This is a genomic window from Croceibacterium ferulae (genome assembly GCF_003660445.1).
GTDB lineage: Bacteria > Pseudomonadota > Alphaproteobacteria > Sphingomonadales > Sphingomonadaceae > Croceibacterium > Croceibacterium ferulae.
Window position 1 is genome coordinate 173607 of the sequence record NZ_QZVQ01000008.1, and the last position, 14982, is coordinate 188588.

Consider the following 14982-nt stretch of genomic DNA (forward strand, 5'->3'; position numbering starts at 1 on the left):
TGAGTAACGCACAGCCCACCGGCGGCAAGCGCGTTCGTCGAGCGGAGTGAGGCCCTTGTCGGACCGGAAGGATCGGCCATAAGCATCCCTGATGACACGAACCCCGGCCGTCCTGCTGCAATATGTGCTGCCCAAGCAGCTGATGACCCGCCTCGCCGGGCGGGTCGCCGGGGCGCAGGGCGGCGGGCTGACCACCCGGCTGATCCGCTGGTTCATTACCCGGTACCGGGTCGACATGGCGGAGGCGGAGCAGGCCGATCCGGCCCATTATACCAGCTTCAACCACTTCTTCACCCGCGCGTTGAAGCCCGGCCTGCGGCCGTTGGCCTCGGCCGACTTCGTCTCCCCGGTGGATGGCCGGATCAGCCAGCTGGGCGCGATCGACGATCACCACATGGTGCAGGCCAAGGGACACCGCTTCACCACGGTGCAGCTGCTGGGCGGCGATCCGGAGCTGGCGGCGCCGTTCCGCCATGGCAGTTTCGCCAACCTGTATCTCAGCCCGCGCGATTACCACCGCGTGCACATGCCCTGCGCCGGCCGGTTGCTACGGATGATCCATGTGCCGGGCGCGCTGTTTTCCGTGAACCCGGTCACGGCGCGCGGCGTGCCCGGCCTGTTCGCCCGCAACGAACGGGTCGTGTGCCTGTTCGATTCGCCGGAGCACGGCCCCTTCGCCATGGTGCTGGTCGGCGCCACCATCGTCGGCAGCATGAGCACCGTGTGGCACGGGCAGGTCAATGCCCGGCGTACTGGCAAGATTGCCGAGTGGCATTATGCCGATCGCGACATCTCGTTGGCCAAGGGGGCGGAGATGGGCCGCTTCCTGCTCGGTTCCACCGTGGTGATGCTGTGGCAGCAGGGTACGATTGCCTTCAACGACGAATGGGCACCCGAACGCGCCGTGCGCCTGGGGGAGAGGATGGGTGACCGGCCGGCGCATGGCGGCACGGCGGAATAACCGGATTGACGGCACGGGGGCGGCATGGCACTCGCCGCGCCATCGCGGGTGTAGCTCAATGGTAGAGCAGCAGCTTCCCAAGCTGAATACGAGGGTTCGATTCCCTTCACCCGCTCCATCTCCACAATCCGAAAAGAAGCAGCGCAACCGCTGCAGGCCGGCGTGTGTCGCTGCCGACACATCTTTGCCGCCGTAAATACTGACATTAGTTAGGAAGCGACCGGGTCTTGATCCGGGTTGCACCTCGACTTCCGACGGCCAAGGAACTTGCCGGACCTGCAAGCATTTACTTAGCTCACTGCTTTTCAGGAAACAGTATTGCCCAAGATCCCTGCCGGCTCGGATCGGCCCAGCACTCCGCCCGCCTCCTCAGGCACGCTGCTATGCTTTTCTCATCTGAGGTGGGATTTCGTCTTTCAGCGCCCGCAGCATCTGATGGTCCGGTTTGCCCGGACGATGGACGTGCTGTTCTGGGAAGAGCCGATCGATACCGATGACGAAGCGGCCAGCCTGGACCTGCGGGAAGCGGCACCCGGCGTCACGGTCGCCACTCCGCGTCTGCCGCGCCATCTTGCCGGCGACGCCCGCCGCCAGGCTTTGCGCGAACTGCTCGACCGGCAGGTGGGCGACATGCCCGGGCCGCTGCTGCGATGGTATTACACGCCCATGATGCTGCCGTTCTCGGCCCATCTGGACGCGGCCTGCACCGTCTATGACTGCATGGACGAGCTGGCCAATTTCCGCTTCGCACCGCCCGAACTGATCCCGCTGGAGCGCCAGCTGCTGGCGGCGGCCGACCTGGTGTTCACCGGCGGCTACAGCCTGTACGAGGTGAAACGCGAGCAGCACCCGTCGGTGCATCCGTTCCCCTCCAGCGTCGATGTCGCCCACTTCGCGACCGCGCGGACAGGGCCGGCCGCGGCCGATACCTCCGCCCTGCCACGCCCGTGCTTCGGCTTCTATGGCGTGATCGACGAGCGGATGGATCTGGCCCTGATCGCCGCCATTGCCGATGCCCGGCCCGACTGGTCGCTCGCGATGGTCGGCCCGGTGGTGAAGATCGACCCCGCCGATCTGCCGCGGCGGCCCAACATCCACTATCTCGGCGCGCGCACCTATGACGAACTGCCCGCCTGCGCGGCCGGGTGGGACGTGGCGCTGATGCCATTCGCCATCAACGAGGCGACCCGCTTCATCAGCCCCACCAAGACGCCGGAATATCTCGCCGCCGGCCTGCCGGTCGTCTCGACCCCGATCGCCGACGTGATCCGCCATTACGGTACGGTCACCGGCGTGCTGATCGCCGACGGGGCGGAAGCGTTCGTCGCCGCGTGCGAGCAGGCACTGCAACTGCGCCGCGATGGTGATCACTGGCGTGCGGAGGCCGACGCCTTGCTGTCCGCGCAATCGTGGGACCAGGTCGCCGCCCGCATGCTGGCGCATATCCGCCAGGTGGCGGAGCCGGAGCGCCCGCACCTGACCGCGGTGCACAAGGACCGTTACGACTATCTGGTGGTCGGCGCCGGCTTTGCCGGGTCGGTCATGGCCGAACGGCTCGCCCGCGATGGCGGCAAGCGCGTGCTGGTGATCGACCGCCGCCCGCATATCGCCGGCAATGCCTTCGACCGGCCCGATGCGGCGGGCATCCTGATCCATCAATATGGCCCGCACATCTTTCACACCAACAGTGCGGAGATCTTCGACTACCTGTCCCAGTTTACCGAATGGCACGCCTACGAGCATCGCGTGCTGGCCAGCGTGGACGAACAATTGCTGCCCGTCCCGATCAACCGCACGACGCTGAACCGCCTCTACGGCCTGGACCTGACCACCGACGAGGAGGCGGCGGCTTTCCTGGCCGCGCGGGCCGAGCCGGTGCCGGTGGTGCGCACATCGGAGGATGTCGTGGTCTCCGCCGTCGGACGCGACCTGTATCGCACCTTCTTCCGCGGCTACACCCGCAAGCAATGGGGCATCGACCCGGCCGATCTGGACAAGAGCGTCACCGCCCGGGTGCCGACGCGCACCAACACCGACGATCGCTATTTCGGGGACAAGTTCCAGTTCATGCCGCGCGATGGCTACACCGCCATGTTCGCCGCCATGCTCGATCACCCCAACATCGACGTTCGCACCGGCACCGATTTTGCGCAGGTGCAGGACACGGTGGATTACGACCGGCTGGTGTTCACCGGGCCAATCGACGAGTTCTTCGATTATCGCTTCGGCAAGCTGCCCTACCGCTCGCTGGAATTCGTGCACGAGACGCTGGAGCAGGAATGGCTGCAGCCGGTCGCCGTCGTGAACTACCCGGACGAGGAGGTGCTGCATACGCGTATCACCGAATACAAGCACCTGACCGGCCAGCAATCGCCGAAGACCAGCATCACCTATGAGTATCCGCGGGCGGAGGGTGATCCCTATTACCCCATCCCGCGCGCCGACAACCAGGCATTGTACAAGCGGTACGAGGCGCTCGCCAACGCCCGGCCCGATGTGCTGTTCGTCGGCCGGCTGGCCACCTACCGCTATTACAACATGGATCAGGTGGTGGGCCAGGCGTTGGCGACCTATCGCCGGCACAAGGCGGAACTGCAGGAGCAGCCGCCCGCTGCCCCGGCCATCGCTGTCGAGTGACGGGGACGACACCGGGGCTGCCGTGGATCGAGGTCGCGGCGAGCGCGCCCTATTTCTGCGACGAGACCGGCGTCCCGTGGCACCCGATCGGGCAGAACGATTCGATCGACTGGCCCGAACTGGCGCCGCTGTTCCGCCGGCGCGACCTGCCGGCGGTGGAACGGCACCTGCGCTGGCTGAAGGCGAGCGGCGTCACCTGCCTGCGCCTGATGCTGGAGGATGCCCGCGGCCGGCACCGCTTCCTGGAAAAGCCCGCCGGCCGCTTCGTGCCCGCGATGGTGCAGGTGTGGGACGATCTGTTCGCCCTGTGCGAGGCGGTCGGCCTGCGCATCCTGCTGACTCCGCTGGACACGTTCTGGATGTGGATGCGATGGAAACAGCATCCGTGGAACAGCGCCAATGGCGGCCCGCTCGCCTCCATGCGGGAAGCGCTGCTGTCTGCCGAGACGCGCGATGCGCTGAAGACCCGACTGGACTTCGCGATCGAGCGCTGGGGCGGGTCGGGCACGCTGTTTGCCTGGGATCTGTGGAACGAGATCCACCCGGCCCATGCCCGCGATGATGCCGGCTGCTTCGGCGAGGTGATCGAGGATCTCTCCCGCCATGTGCGGATGCGCGAACAGCAGCTGCATGGCCGGTCGCACCTGCAGACCGTATCGATCTACGGGCCCGAACTGCGCTGGAAGCCGGACCAGCCCTTGCACGATCCGATCTTCCGCCATCCGGCGCTCGATTTCGCCACCATCCACATCTACGGCGAACGCTCGATCGACAATCCGCGCAACACCGTCGCCCCGGCGCGCGCCATGGGCGACATCGTGCGCGAATGCCTGGCGGAGATCACGGACGGGCGCCCCTTCCTCGATACCGAGCATGGCCCGATCCACAGCTTCAAGGACCGGCGGATCACCCTGCCGGAAGCGTTCGACGACGAATATTTCCGCCACATGGCCTGGGCGCATCTGGCATCGGGCGGGGCAGGGGGCGGCATGCGCTGGCCCAACCGCCACCCGCATGTGCTGACGGCCGGCATGCGCGTCGCGCAGCAGGCGATGGCCGGGTTCATGCCGCTGATCGACTGGTCGCGCTTCGCCCGCCGCAACCTCAATGCCGAGGGCAGCGCCACGGGTCATCACCTGTTCGCCTGCGGGGACGACAGCCAGGCCGTCGCCTGGCTGCTGCGCGCCCGATCGCTGGATGGCGACGGACGCATGCGCCAGGACGCTCCGCCACGACCTGCCATGCTGACGCTGCCAATGGCGACAGGGCGGGTGCAGGTGATGGAGTGGAATACGGTGACAGGCGAGGTCGTGCGCGTGTCGGATCATCCGGTCCGCGATGGCCAGCTCCGGTACGAGACCACGCCTTTCGTGGCCGATCTCGCCCTGGCAATTGTCTCCCTACCTTAGGGTCAAGCAAGGTCGGGTTCGAAATCGCCGCTGTTCGATTTACAGGTATTGGTGGCAAGCAGTCGTAGGGAGCTTCGTTATGCGATATAACTGGGAGCCGCTAGATTCCGGCAGGAAACATGTAGATGCATGTTCCGCGACGTGACGATGAAATGTCGAAAGTCTGCTTTGGTCCACCCGCGGTGCTGCTCGACCAACTGACTCACCCAGGTCGATGATCTGACTACAAGAAAAGGCCACCTGCCGCCGCATGGGTATCCTATAGCCAGTTCCGCAGCTGGCGCGTTTAGCAATCCGCTAGTGTCCATGTCTTCATCGAAGATCTGATAGGCGAACACGTCGTGAAAGATAATCAGGGCATTAGCCTCGTCATCTTCTCCGGCGTCGGTGGCAAGTTTCAAATTGACTATAAGGCGCTGCTGGCCGCCCTGCCATGTTGTATCGAAAATGCTCGCAGGCCGCTCGCCTAACCCTGTTGAGGGTACCCAACGCTCCACAACGTCTTTAGCCATGCTGCAATATGACAAGCGGGACGAATGGCCGCAATGGGGCGAAACCCGCCACCTCAACCTCGCTCATCCTGAGCCTGTCGAGGGACGCCAGCGCAACCCGCCCCAAAGCATTTTCCTACACCCACGCCCGAAGCCTACGCGCGAGCTCATGAGCAAACGCCGCCCGATCACCCGCCGCCGCCACAAGCCCTGGACAGCCTATCTCCAGATCCCGCCCTTCCTCCCGGTGCCGCTGCGCACACGGCGCGATGGCTGGACCCCCGCCCGCCAGGCGCGCTTCATCGCCGCGCTGGTCCGCACCGCCTGCGTGCGGAAAGCCGCACAGGCGATCGGCCTGACCCGCGAATCCGCCTACCGCCTGCGCCGCCATCCCCGCGCCGGCTCCTTCCGCGCAGCATGGGACACCGCGGTGAGCGGAAAGCAGCAGCCGCGCTGGAAGTTCACACAGGCCGAAGCCCGCGATCTCGCCGTGGAGGGCCCCTTCCGCATCGCGCTCCATCGCGGTTCCCCGCGCACCATCTGGAGAAAACCCGACGATTCCAGGCTGTTGAGCTTCGTCACCCGGCTTGACCGGCTGGTTGCCCACCTCACGCCATCGCAGCAGGATGACCTGCTGGCATGGGCCGTCACCCAGCCACATCTACGCCGTTTCGTGTAACCCCCTATATGCCCACCCCATGACCGACCTCTTCCCCGCCGACCCGCCGCCCGCACCCGACCAGCCCGCCGCCGACGCCCCGCTGGCCGACAGGTTGCGCCCGCGCGATCTGGGGGAGGTGATCGGGCAGGAGCATCTGACCGGCGCGGAAGGGCCGATCGGCCGGATGGTCGCGGCAGGGCGTCTGGCCAGCCTGATCCTGTGGGGGCCGCCCGGCACCGGCAAGACCAGCATCGCCCGGCTGCTCGCCGACGCCACCGGCATGCGCTATCACGCGGTCAGCGCGGTGTTCTCCGGCGTGGCCGACCTGAAGAAGGCCTTTGCCGAAGCCGATCGCGCCCGCGCCGCCGGGCAGCGCACCCTGCTATTCGTGGACGAGATCCACCGCTTCAACCGGGCGCAGCAGGATGGCTTCCTGCCCTTTGTCGAATCCGGGACGGTCACGCTGGTCGGCGCCACGACGGAGAACCCTAGCTTCGAACTCAACGCCGCGCTGCTCAGCCGGGCGCAGGTGCTGATCCTGCATCGGCTGGGCGCGGACGCGCTGGAGCGGCTGCTGGACCGGGCGGAAGCGCTGGAAGGACCGTTGCCGCTGACACCGCCGGCGCGCGATGCGCTGGTCGCCAGCGCCGATGGTGACGGCCGCTTCCTGCTGAACCAGGCGGAGACGCTCTATGCGGCACAGCTGCCCGGACCGCTCGATCCCGCGGCACTGGGTGCGTTCCTGCAGCGGCGCGTGGCGGTGTATGACAAGGACCGGGACGGGCACTACAACCTCATCTCCGCCCTGCATAAATCCCTGCGCGGATCGGACCCGCAGGCCGCGCTGTATTATCTCGCCCGGATGCTCACGGCTGGCGAGGAGCCGCTCTATGTGCTGCGCCGGATCGTCCGCTTCGCGGCGGAGGATATCGGCCTCGCGGATCCGCAGGCGCTGGTGCAATGCCTGGCGGCGAAGGATGCCTACCAGTTCCTCGGGTCGCCGGAGGGCGAACTGGCGATCGTGCAGGCCTGCCTTTATTGCGCCACCGCGCCGAAATCGAATGCCGCCTACAAGGCGATGAAGGCGGCATGGAAATCCGCGCGCGAGACCGGCAGCCTCCCGCCGCCGCCCTCCATCCTGAACGCACCCACCAAGCTGATGAAGGATATCGGCTATGGCAAGGATTACGCCTACGACCACGAGGCGGCGGACGGGTTCTCCGGCGCGGATTACTGGCCGGAAGATCTGGGGCCACAGGAGTTCTACCGCCCGGTGGAGCGCGGGTTCGAGCGGCAGGTGAAGGAACGCCTCGCCTGGTGGAACCGGCGGCGGGAGGAACTGCGCCGGGGATGAGCCGCTTCACGCATTTCGCCGCGATCGACTGGTCCGGCGCGGCGGGCGAGCGGCAGCCGGGCATCGCCGTGGCGCTGTGCGGCCTCGCCGGCGCACCGGCGCCCGTCCGCCCCGGCCACATCTGGTCACGGGCGGAGGTGCTGGACTGGTTGCTGGCCGAGCTGCCGGCAGACACGCTGGTCGGCCTCGACCTCGGCCTGTCGCTGCCCTCTGCGGATTGCGGCGCCTTCTTTCCCGGCTGGGCCGCCAGCCCGCCCGATGCGCGCGCGCTGTGGGCGCTGGTGGACCGGGTGTGCGCCGGCGACCCGCATCTCGGCGTCGGCAGCTTCGTCGATCATCCGGAGGCGAGCCGTCATTTCCGCCGTCATGGCGGGCGGGAAGGAGACCGGTTCCACCTGCCCGGCACCGCGCACCGGCGCGGGCGGTTGCGAGTGACGGAGGGCGCGCAGGCCAGCGTTCTGGGCTGCCGCCCGACCTCGAATTTCAACCTGGTGGGGGCCGCTCAGGTCGGCAAGGCCAGTCTTGCGGGCATGCGCCTGCTGCACCGGCTGGCGGGGCGGTTGCCCGTCTGGCCGGTCGACCCGCTGCCGGCGGCGGGTTCGGTGGTGGTGGAGATCTACACCGCCATTCCTGCCATCGCCGCCGGCCGCAGCGCGGGGCGGGCCAAGATGCGCGAAATGGTGGCGCTGAACGATGCCCTGGCGATGCTGGGCAGTCCGCCCGTGCCCGGCAGCGGCGCGATCACCGACCATGCGGCGGACGCGCTGCTCGCGGCGGCCTGGCTGCGGCTGGCGGCGGAGCGTCCGGAGCTGTGGTGCCCGCCCGCGCTCACCCCGCAGCTTGCTGCAACGGAGGGCTGGACCTTCGGTGTTCCGTGATGCATCAGGCGCCCCGTGCCTTTGGCATCAGGCCGGCTTAGCTCAGTTGGTAGAGCACCTGATTTGTAATCAGGGGGCCGCGGGTTCGAATCCTGCAGCCGGCACCATTCCCGTCGCAGCGCTGCCGACCGGCAGCAGCATCGGCTCCATCGGGCGGGCGAGGGCGGAGGTGTCGCGGACACAGCCGGGCAGGCGAAGCGCGGAATCGAGCGCATAACGGACCGTCCCCTGCCGCATGTCCAGCGGGCGATGCACCAGCTGGATGGTATTCGCATCGATCCGGACGGCGGAGGTGACAGGACTCCGTCCCGCGGCGTCCCCCACGAAGAAGCCGTCGAGCCCGCTGGCCGGCATGAAGTCGGCCCCGCCCGCTAGATCCAGCCGGATCTGCGTCATGGAATCGCTCACCTGCGTGGCGGCTGTCCCCCGCGGGCCCCGCGGCAGCGTCTGGCCGGCCAGGCGCGCGATCACCTGTTCGGCGAACCGCCCGCCGGAGAGGATCTGTCCCTGCTCCGACTGATGCGTCCCGTCATGAGTCGGCAGGTCATAGGTCGAGAAGCCGTAAGCGACGTCAGGGATGCCGGCCGCGGCGTCCAGTTCGGCCAGGCGCTGCAGGGCCAGCTGGTCCTGCCGGCCAGCCACCCCGCCATGCAGGTTCTGGCAGGCGCCCAGCACGACAGGTGCATTCGGGATGGCGGCTTCAGACCGGATGGCACCGATCAGGGTGCGGAACAGACGGAACTGCTCTTCGCGGCTTCTGACCAGACCGCTCGCCGCATCGTTCCAGCCAGCCTGCAGCAGTACCAGATCCGCCCGGCCGGCCGCCCTGATGCTGTTCACCAGCTGGCGCCGATGGGTCGAGCCGGTCTCCGCCCAGCTGGCCAGTGTGGCACCCGAAACGCCGCCATCAATGAAGACGACGTTCTTCCCCGTCGCCTGCACGATCGCCTGCCCCGCGACCTTGCCGAAGGCACCGCTCTGCAGCGTCGCGTAGCGGGTGCCGTCGCGCGTGACCTGCACCCGGGCGTCGCTGGTCGGCCCGTCGAAGCGGGAGACATATTGCATCGCGCTGCTGGAGCCCACGAGAGCGATCACGACCGTTTCGCCGGGCAGCGGCGGCGATGCCACCGGCGGTACCCCGGCAGGCGGTGCCCCGCCGGCCGGGGGCGAGCCGCCATCTTCGCCGCCGCAGCCTGCCGACAGCAGGCTGCCCAGCGAGACCAGGCCTGACCGGACGAGGAATTGACGCCTGTCCACCGCTCATTCCCCCCATCATGGCGCGACTGTCCGGGCCGGGAGGCCCTTTCCGTCCGATCCCGAGATTTGCCCGCCGGCGCGGAATTAGCCGGTTCCATGCGGTTTGTCATCGACCTTGCGGCCCGCGGCGGGTCTGCCCGCAAGCGGCCTGGGGAACGCTGCTACAAGGAAGACGTTGGCAGGGCACAGCAACCCTTACGGGAGATTACCCATGACCCTGCGCGCCATCACGCTTTCCACCCTCGCCGTCCTGACCCTGGCGACCACCGCCTGCAACACCGTATCCGGTGCTGGCGAAGATCTGCAGTCCGCTAGCCGCGAAGTCGAAAGCGAGATCTGACCCGATTACCCCCGGCCGCGATAGGGGGCGACGCCCTGATCGGGCAGCCACAATCCGGCCGGGGGCGCACCGCTCTGCCAGAACACGTCGATCGGGATGCCGCCGCGCGGGTACCAGTAGCCGCCGATGCGCAGCCATTGCGGCTGCATCTCGTCAAACAGGCGGCGGCCAATCCCCACGGTCACGTCTTCGTGGAAGCCGCAATGATTGCGGAATGATCCCAGGAACAGCTTCAGACTCTTCGATTCCACGATCGTTTTGCCCGGTGCATAATCAATCACCAGATGCGCGAAATCAGGCTGTCCTGTCACCGGGCACAGGCTGGTGAATTCCGGCGCGGCGAAGCGGACGCAGAACAGTTCGTCCTTGCGCGGGTTGGGCACGTAATCCAGCCGCGCCTCTTCGGGCGAGGCGGGCAGCGGGGTGGACTGGCCAAGAAACAGGGGTTCGCTCATGCCGGCGGCCCTGCCTTCGTTGGGCGGGCATCGCAAGAGGGGGCGTAACCAGTTCACAAGCCGTTCAGCGCAGGCTAGCAAGCGGCGGGCATGGTTTGGGGCAGGACAGCGGCACGGTCCGCAGCATTGGTGAGCGCAGCATTGCTGCATGGTACGGCACTGGCGCAGGTGGCGGTGCCGGACTTCCGCCTGCCGCCGGCCCAGCCGACCGCCTCGCCCGAGCCGGAGCGCCAGGGCCCGGTCGCGCCCGACCTGCCGCAGAGCCGCGCGACGCCCGCGCCATCACCCACCCCGACCGCCACGCAAGCGGTGCAGCCGCCACCGCCGCTGGTGGTGCCGCCCGCCCCCGCGCGCACAGCCGCGCCAGCGCGATCCGCGCGGCCGACGCCAACCGCAAGCCCGACCTCCGCACCAAGTCCGGCTGCGGATCGCCCGGCCGCACCGGACAGCGGACCCTCTCTGGCGGCAGAGCCGGCTCCCGCACCTGTCACCCCGGTGCCAGAACCCGCCATCAGCGATGCGCCGCAATCGCCTCCGCCGGTAGCGCCGCCGGTACCGACGGCCGAGGGATCGGAGGAGGGCAGCGTAACCATGCTCGGCTGGCTCGCGGGCGCCGGACTGCTGGCGGGCGGGGCGCTGCTGCTGGTGCTGCGCCGCAGACGGCACAGGGTCGAGCCGGCGCAGTCGAAGCGCGAAGAGCGTATCGTGCCGCAGGCGCCTCCGGCACCTGTTCCGGCCCCCCGGCCTGCGCCCGCACCTGCACCCGCTCCGGCGGCTTCGCCCGCATCCGACTTCCAGGTCGATGTCGGCCTGGCAGGCGTGGAGATGCATGTCACCGCCGGACGGCTCAGCCTGTCGCTGATGAACGCTGCGCTCTCCTTCGATCTGACCCTGCGGCATGCCGGACCGGCACCGCTGACCGGACTGGTGCTGCGGGCCGACATGATCGGGGCCCATGCGGCCCTGCAGCAGACGGAGCAACTGGGCGGTCCGGCGGGAGAGGCCCCTGTCATCGCGCAGCTGGCCAGCCTGCCGCCGGGTGACACCCGGACTATCGCCGCCGAGGTGCGCCTGCCGCTGGCGCAGGTCACCGCCATCCGGCAGGGGCGGTCCAGCCTGTTCGTGCCGCTGCTGCGACTGGCGCTGGAGGGCGACGGGCAGGGGCGCCGCACGCTGACCCTGCTGGTCGGCCCGCCGGGCCAGGGCGGGCAGGTGCAGCCGGTGCGGCTGGATGCCGGACCCCGCGTGGTTGCCCCGCTGCTGGCCCGCGTGCTGGGCTGAACGGTTTACCGCCCGTGCCCGCTTCGCTACGCATCGCAGGCATGAACGAACTCGTTTCCACAGGCTGGCTGGCCGATCATGCCGGGGAGGCCGGGCTGGTGGTGCTGGATGCCTCCGCCCACCTGCCCGCCGCCGCGCGCGATGCCGCTGCCGAGCATGCCGCCGCGCATGTTCCGGGTGCGCTCTTCCTCGATCTCGCCAGCCTGACCGATCGTGCCAGCCCGGTTCCGGCGGCGCTGCCCACTGCGGAGCAGTTTGCGACCCGGCTGCGGAAACTGGGCATCGGCGCGGGCACGCGGGTGGTGCTGTATGACGACAGCGACATCAGGACCGCGGCCCGTGCATGGTTCATCTTCCGCCAGCATGGCTTCACCGATGTGGCGATCCTGGACGGGGGCCTGGCCAAGTGGCGGGCCGAGGGGCGCCCGCTGGAGAGCGGAGCCACCGCGGTGCAGCCGGCCGGCGACTGGCAGCCGGGAGCCACGGCCATGTCGGTGCGCAGCAAGGCCGACCTGCTCGCCAATCTCGACAGCGGTGCCGAACAGGTGCTCGACGCCCGCAGCCGCGCACGGTTCACGGCCGAGGAGCCGGAGGCCAACCCTGCCCTGGCGGGCGGGCACATTCCGCATTCGCTGAACCTGCCCTACAAGGCAATGTTCGCCGCTGACGGCACCTTCCTGCCCCCGGCGCAGCTGCGCGCCGCGTTCGATGCCGCCGGCCTCGACTGGACGCGGCCGGTGGTCACCACCTGCGGGAGCGGGGTGACGGCGGCGGTGCTGCTGTTCGCCATGCGGCTGGCCGGCAAGACCGACACGGCGCTCTATGATGGCAGCTGGAGCGAATGGGGCGCGGATCCTGCGACACCGAAGGCTGCCGGATGAGCGACGCACCTGACGATTGCGGCCTCGGGACCAGGCTGGTTGCCGCCGGTCGCCGGCCCGAATGGACCGGCCCCGTGGTCAATGTGCCGGTCTGGCGCGGCTCCACGCATCTGTATGCCGACAGCGCCGATCTGGCGGCGGGCCGTCCCAATGCGGATGGGCATTTCTTCTACGGCCGGCGCGGCACGCCCACGCAATGGGCACTGTGCGATGCCCTGACCGGGCTGGAGCCGGGCGCGGCCGGGACGCTGCTGTACCCCAGCGGCCTCGCCGCGATCAGCGGCGCGCTGCTGGGCCTGCTGAATGCGGGCGACGTGCTGCTGATGAGCGACAACGCCTACGAGCCGAGCCGCTCTCTGGCGGAGAAGCTGCTGGCGCCGCTGGGGATAGAGACGCGCTGGTTCGATCCGCTGGACATCGCCGCCTACCGGGATGCCTTCTGCCCGCGCACCAAGGTGGTGCTGCTGGAAAGTCCCGGCAGCCTGACGATGGAGGTGTGCGACGTGCCCGCGCTGGCCGCCATCGCGCGGGAGCGCGGCGCCTTCAGCGTGCTGGACAATACCTGGGCCGGGCCGACCGGCTTCACGGCGATCCGCCATGGCGTGGATGCCAGCGTGCTGGCGCTGACCAAGCATGTGGGCGGGCATTCGGACCTGATGATGGGCGCGGTCACGGCCACGGCTGCCGTGCACGATGCCTTGCGCGAACGCGCGCAATTGCTGGGGCAGGTGGTCAGTCCGGACGATGCGGCCCTGGCCCTGCGCGGCCTGCGGACCATGGGTCTGCGCTTGCAGCGACAGGCGGACAGTGCGCTGGCGGTGGCGGAATGGCTGGGGGCGCAGGAGCAGGTGGCGCATGTGCTGTGCCCCATGCTGCCGGGTGCACCCGGGCACGATCTGTGGCGGCGCGACTTCGACGGCGGCTGCGGCTTGTTCTCCTTCGTGCTGCGCGGCCGCGGCGTTGGCGACCGGGCGCGGCTGATCGACAATCTGCGCCTGTTCGGCATCGGTTTTTCCTGGGGCGGCTATGAAAGCCTGGTGGTCCCGGTCGATCCGCAGCGCATCCGCACCAGCACTGTCTGGCCCCGGTCCGGCTGGGCGGCGGAGGACCGGCTGGGCGTGCGCCTGGCCATCGGGCTGGAGGATCCGGCCGACCTGATCGCCGACCTGGCGCAGGCATTCGCGGCAATGGACCGCGCATGACCGCCGTGCTCGGCGCGCTGACCAGTCCGGCAGCGACGCCGACACCGACACCGACGCCGGAAGCGACGATCTCGCCACCGATCATCGACGTGCCGGTGACGCCGGCAACCCCGGTGGAGGTGCCGGAGGAGCTGGTCGGGGCCGAGGCGCTGAGCGAGGCGATCAACGATCGCAGCACCACGGTCGGCGACATCGTCACCCAGCTGGATGTGATCGGCTTCACCGTCGGGGACACGCGTTTCTCGCTGTGGACCCTGCTGGTCGTGGTGCTGGTGATCGTGGGCGTGTTCGTCGGCGCGCGGCTGGGCAACAAGTTCGGCCACCGGCTGCTGCGCAAGGTGACCCGCCTGAACCCGTCGCAGGCGGTGCTGGGCGAAAAGATGGTGACGATCGTCGTCTGGACGATCGCCATCCTGATGGGGGTCGACCTGCTGGGAATCGACCTGACCGCGCTGGCGGTGTTCTCCGGCGCCTTTGGCCTGGCCATCGGTTTCGGCCTGCAGAAGACCTTCGGCAACCTGATCGCCGGCATCATCCTACTGATGGACCGGTCCATCAAGCCGGGCGACGTGATCGCCGTGACCGACATGGCCGGCAACGAAACGTTCGGCCAGATCCGCAAGATCGGCGTGCGCGCCGTGTCGATCATCACGCGGGACGAGAAGGAATATCTGATCCCGAACGAGAACCTGATGGTCAATCAGGTGGAGAACTGGTCCTATTCCAGCCGGCGCGTGCGGGTGCAGATTCCCGTCGGCATATCGTACAAGAGCGACATCGTGCGGGCGGAGGAGCTGATGCTGGAGGCCGCGCGCGGTGCCCGGCGCGTGCTGGCGACCCCGCCGCCCACCGCCTGGCTGTCCGATTACGGCGAAAGCTGGCTGCTGTTCACCATCCACTGCTGGATCACCGATCCCGAAGAGGGCGTCGGCAATGTGAAATCCGAAGTGCTGAAGCGGCTGTGGGCGCTGTTCAAGGCCAACGGCATCGAGGTGCCGTTCCCGCAGCGCGACCTGAACCTGCGCGACAATGCCCAGTTCGAACGGCTGATCGCCGCGCTGGAAAGGCGCGAAACACCGCCGGCTGCAGCGACCGACGCACAGCGGGAAAGCTGACCTAGCCCCCGCCATATCGTTTCTCGCTGGAATGAATTGGCCGCCATGCGCATCTGGGCG

The 14982-nt window shown here is 68.5% G+C and carries 15 protein-coding genes and 2 tRNA genes; 15 read left to right on the forward strand and 2 right to left on the reverse strand.

What is annotated here, in order from left to right; all coding sequences use genetic code 11:
• Positions 1–91 precede the first annotated feature (91 nt).
• The 9 genes from asd to D5S08_RS10995 all read left to right on the forward strand — a co-directional run bounded on the left by asd (position 92) and on the right by D5S08_RS10995 (position 8498).
• Positions 92–961, forward strand: a complete 870-nt coding sequence (gene asd, locus D5S08_RS10960) for an archaetidylserine decarboxylase (RefSeq protein WP_121118437.1) — start codon at positions 92–94, stop codon at positions 959–961.
• 44 nt (positions 962–1005) lie between these two features.
• Positions 1006–1079: transfer RNA gene (locus D5S08_RS10965), tRNA-Gly, on the forward strand.
• Positions 1080–1396: 317 nt separating this feature from the next.
• Positions 1397–3598 carry a UDP-galactopyranose mutase gene (gene glf / locus D5S08_RS10970; protein ID WP_121118439.1) on the forward strand — a complete coding sequence of 734 codons (2202 nt, stop codon included), beginning with the start codon at positions 1397–1399 and terminating at the stop codon, positions 3596–3598.
• Complete coding sequence (locus D5S08_RS10975; protein ID WP_121118441.1) at positions 3595–5007, forward strand: glycoside hydrolase 5 family protein; 1413 nt, start codon at positions 3595–3597, stop codon at positions 5005–5007. The genes glf and D5S08_RS10975 overlap by 4 nt, the downstream gene beginning before the upstream one ends.
• Before the next feature lie 341 nt (positions 5008–5348).
• Positions 5349–5477 (forward strand): hypothetical protein, encoded by a 129-nt coding sequence (locus D5S08_RS17340; protein WP_277750411.1) that lies wholly within the window; start codon positions 5349–5351, stop codon positions 5475–5477.
• 190 nt (positions 5478–5667) lie between these two features.
• Positions 5668–6177: a hypothetical protein gene (locus D5S08_RS10980; RefSeq protein WP_121118443.1), complete on the forward strand. Its 510-nt coding sequence runs from the start codon at positions 5668–5670 to the stop codon at positions 6175–6177.
• 19 nt (positions 6178–6196) lie between these two features.
• Entirely contained in the window at positions 6197–7513 is a 1317-nt protein-coding gene (locus tag D5S08_RS10985; RefSeq protein ID WP_121118445.1) for a replication-associated recombination protein A, read from the forward strand.
• Positions 7510–8391 (forward strand): hypothetical protein, encoded by an 882-nt coding sequence (locus D5S08_RS10990; RefSeq protein ID WP_121118447.1) that lies wholly within the window; start codon positions 7510–7512, stop codon positions 8389–8391. The genes D5S08_RS10985 and D5S08_RS10990 overlap by 4 nt, the downstream gene beginning before the upstream one ends.
• Before the next feature lie 31 nt (positions 8392–8422).
• Positions 8423–8498: transfer RNA gene (locus D5S08_RS10995), tRNA-Thr, on the forward strand.
• Here the strand turns inward: D5S08_RS10995 and D5S08_RS17480 are convergent.
• Positions 8461–9456, reverse strand: a complete 996-nt coding sequence (locus D5S08_RS17480; RefSeq protein ID WP_121118663.1) for an SGNH/GDSL hydrolase family protein — start codon at positions 9454–9456, stop codon at positions 8461–8463. The two genes, D5S08_RS10995 and D5S08_RS17480, sit on opposite strands and share 38 nt — an antisense overlap.
• On the opposite strand from D5S08_RS17480, the gene D5S08_RS16445 reads away from it, so the two are divergent.
• Positions 9389–9637 carry a hypothetical protein gene (locus tag D5S08_RS16445; protein ID WP_126665541.1) on the forward strand — a complete coding sequence of 83 codons (249 nt, stop codon included), beginning with the start codon at positions 9389–9391 and terminating at the stop codon, positions 9635–9637. The genes D5S08_RS17480 and D5S08_RS16445 overlap by 68 nt on opposite strands.
• A gap of 222 nt (positions 9638–9859) precedes the next feature.
• On the forward strand, positions 9860–9988 hold the full coding sequence (locus D5S08_RS17345; RefSeq protein ID WP_277750412.1) for a hypothetical protein: 129 nt from the start codon (positions 9860–9862) through the stop codon (positions 9986–9988).
• A 5-nt stretch (positions 9989–9993) separates the two neighbouring features.
• On the opposite strand, the gene queF is transcribed toward D5S08_RS17345, so the two are convergent.
• Positions 9994–10443, reverse strand: a complete 450-nt coding sequence (gene queF / locus D5S08_RS11005; RefSeq protein ID WP_121118449.1) for a preQ(1) synthase — start codon at positions 10441–10443, stop codon at positions 9994–9996.
• Between the two features lie 129 nt (positions 10444–10572).
• On the opposite strand from queF, the gene D5S08_RS11010 reads away from it, so the two are divergent.
• Genes D5S08_RS11010 through D5S08_RS11025 form a run of 4 tightly spaced genes read left to right on the forward strand, consistent with a single transcriptional unit; the run spans position 10573 to position 14922 of the window.
• The gene (locus D5S08_RS11010) at positions 10573–11724 is read left to right on the forward strand and encodes a hypothetical protein (protein ID WP_126665542.1); all 1152 of its coding nucleotides are present in this window, start codon (positions 10573–10575) and stop codon (positions 11722–11724) included.
• 41 nt (positions 11725–11765) lie between these two features.
• Entirely contained in the window at positions 11766–12605 is an 840-nt protein-coding gene (locus tag D5S08_RS11015) for a sulfurtransferase (RefSeq protein WP_121118452.1), read from the forward strand.
• Entirely contained in the window at positions 12602–13807 is a 1206-nt protein-coding gene (gene metC, locus D5S08_RS11020; RefSeq protein WP_121118665.1) for a cystathionine beta-lyase, read from the forward strand. The genes D5S08_RS11015 and metC overlap by 4 nt, the downstream gene beginning before the upstream one ends.
• Positions 13804–14922 carry a mechanosensitive ion channel family protein gene (locus D5S08_RS11025; protein ID WP_121118454.1) on the forward strand — a complete coding sequence of 373 codons (1119 nt, stop codon included), beginning with the start codon at positions 13804–13806 and terminating at the stop codon, positions 14920–14922. The genes metC and D5S08_RS11025 overlap by 4 nt, the downstream gene beginning before the upstream one ends.
• The last annotated feature ends 60 nt before the right edge of the window (positions 14923–14982 follow it).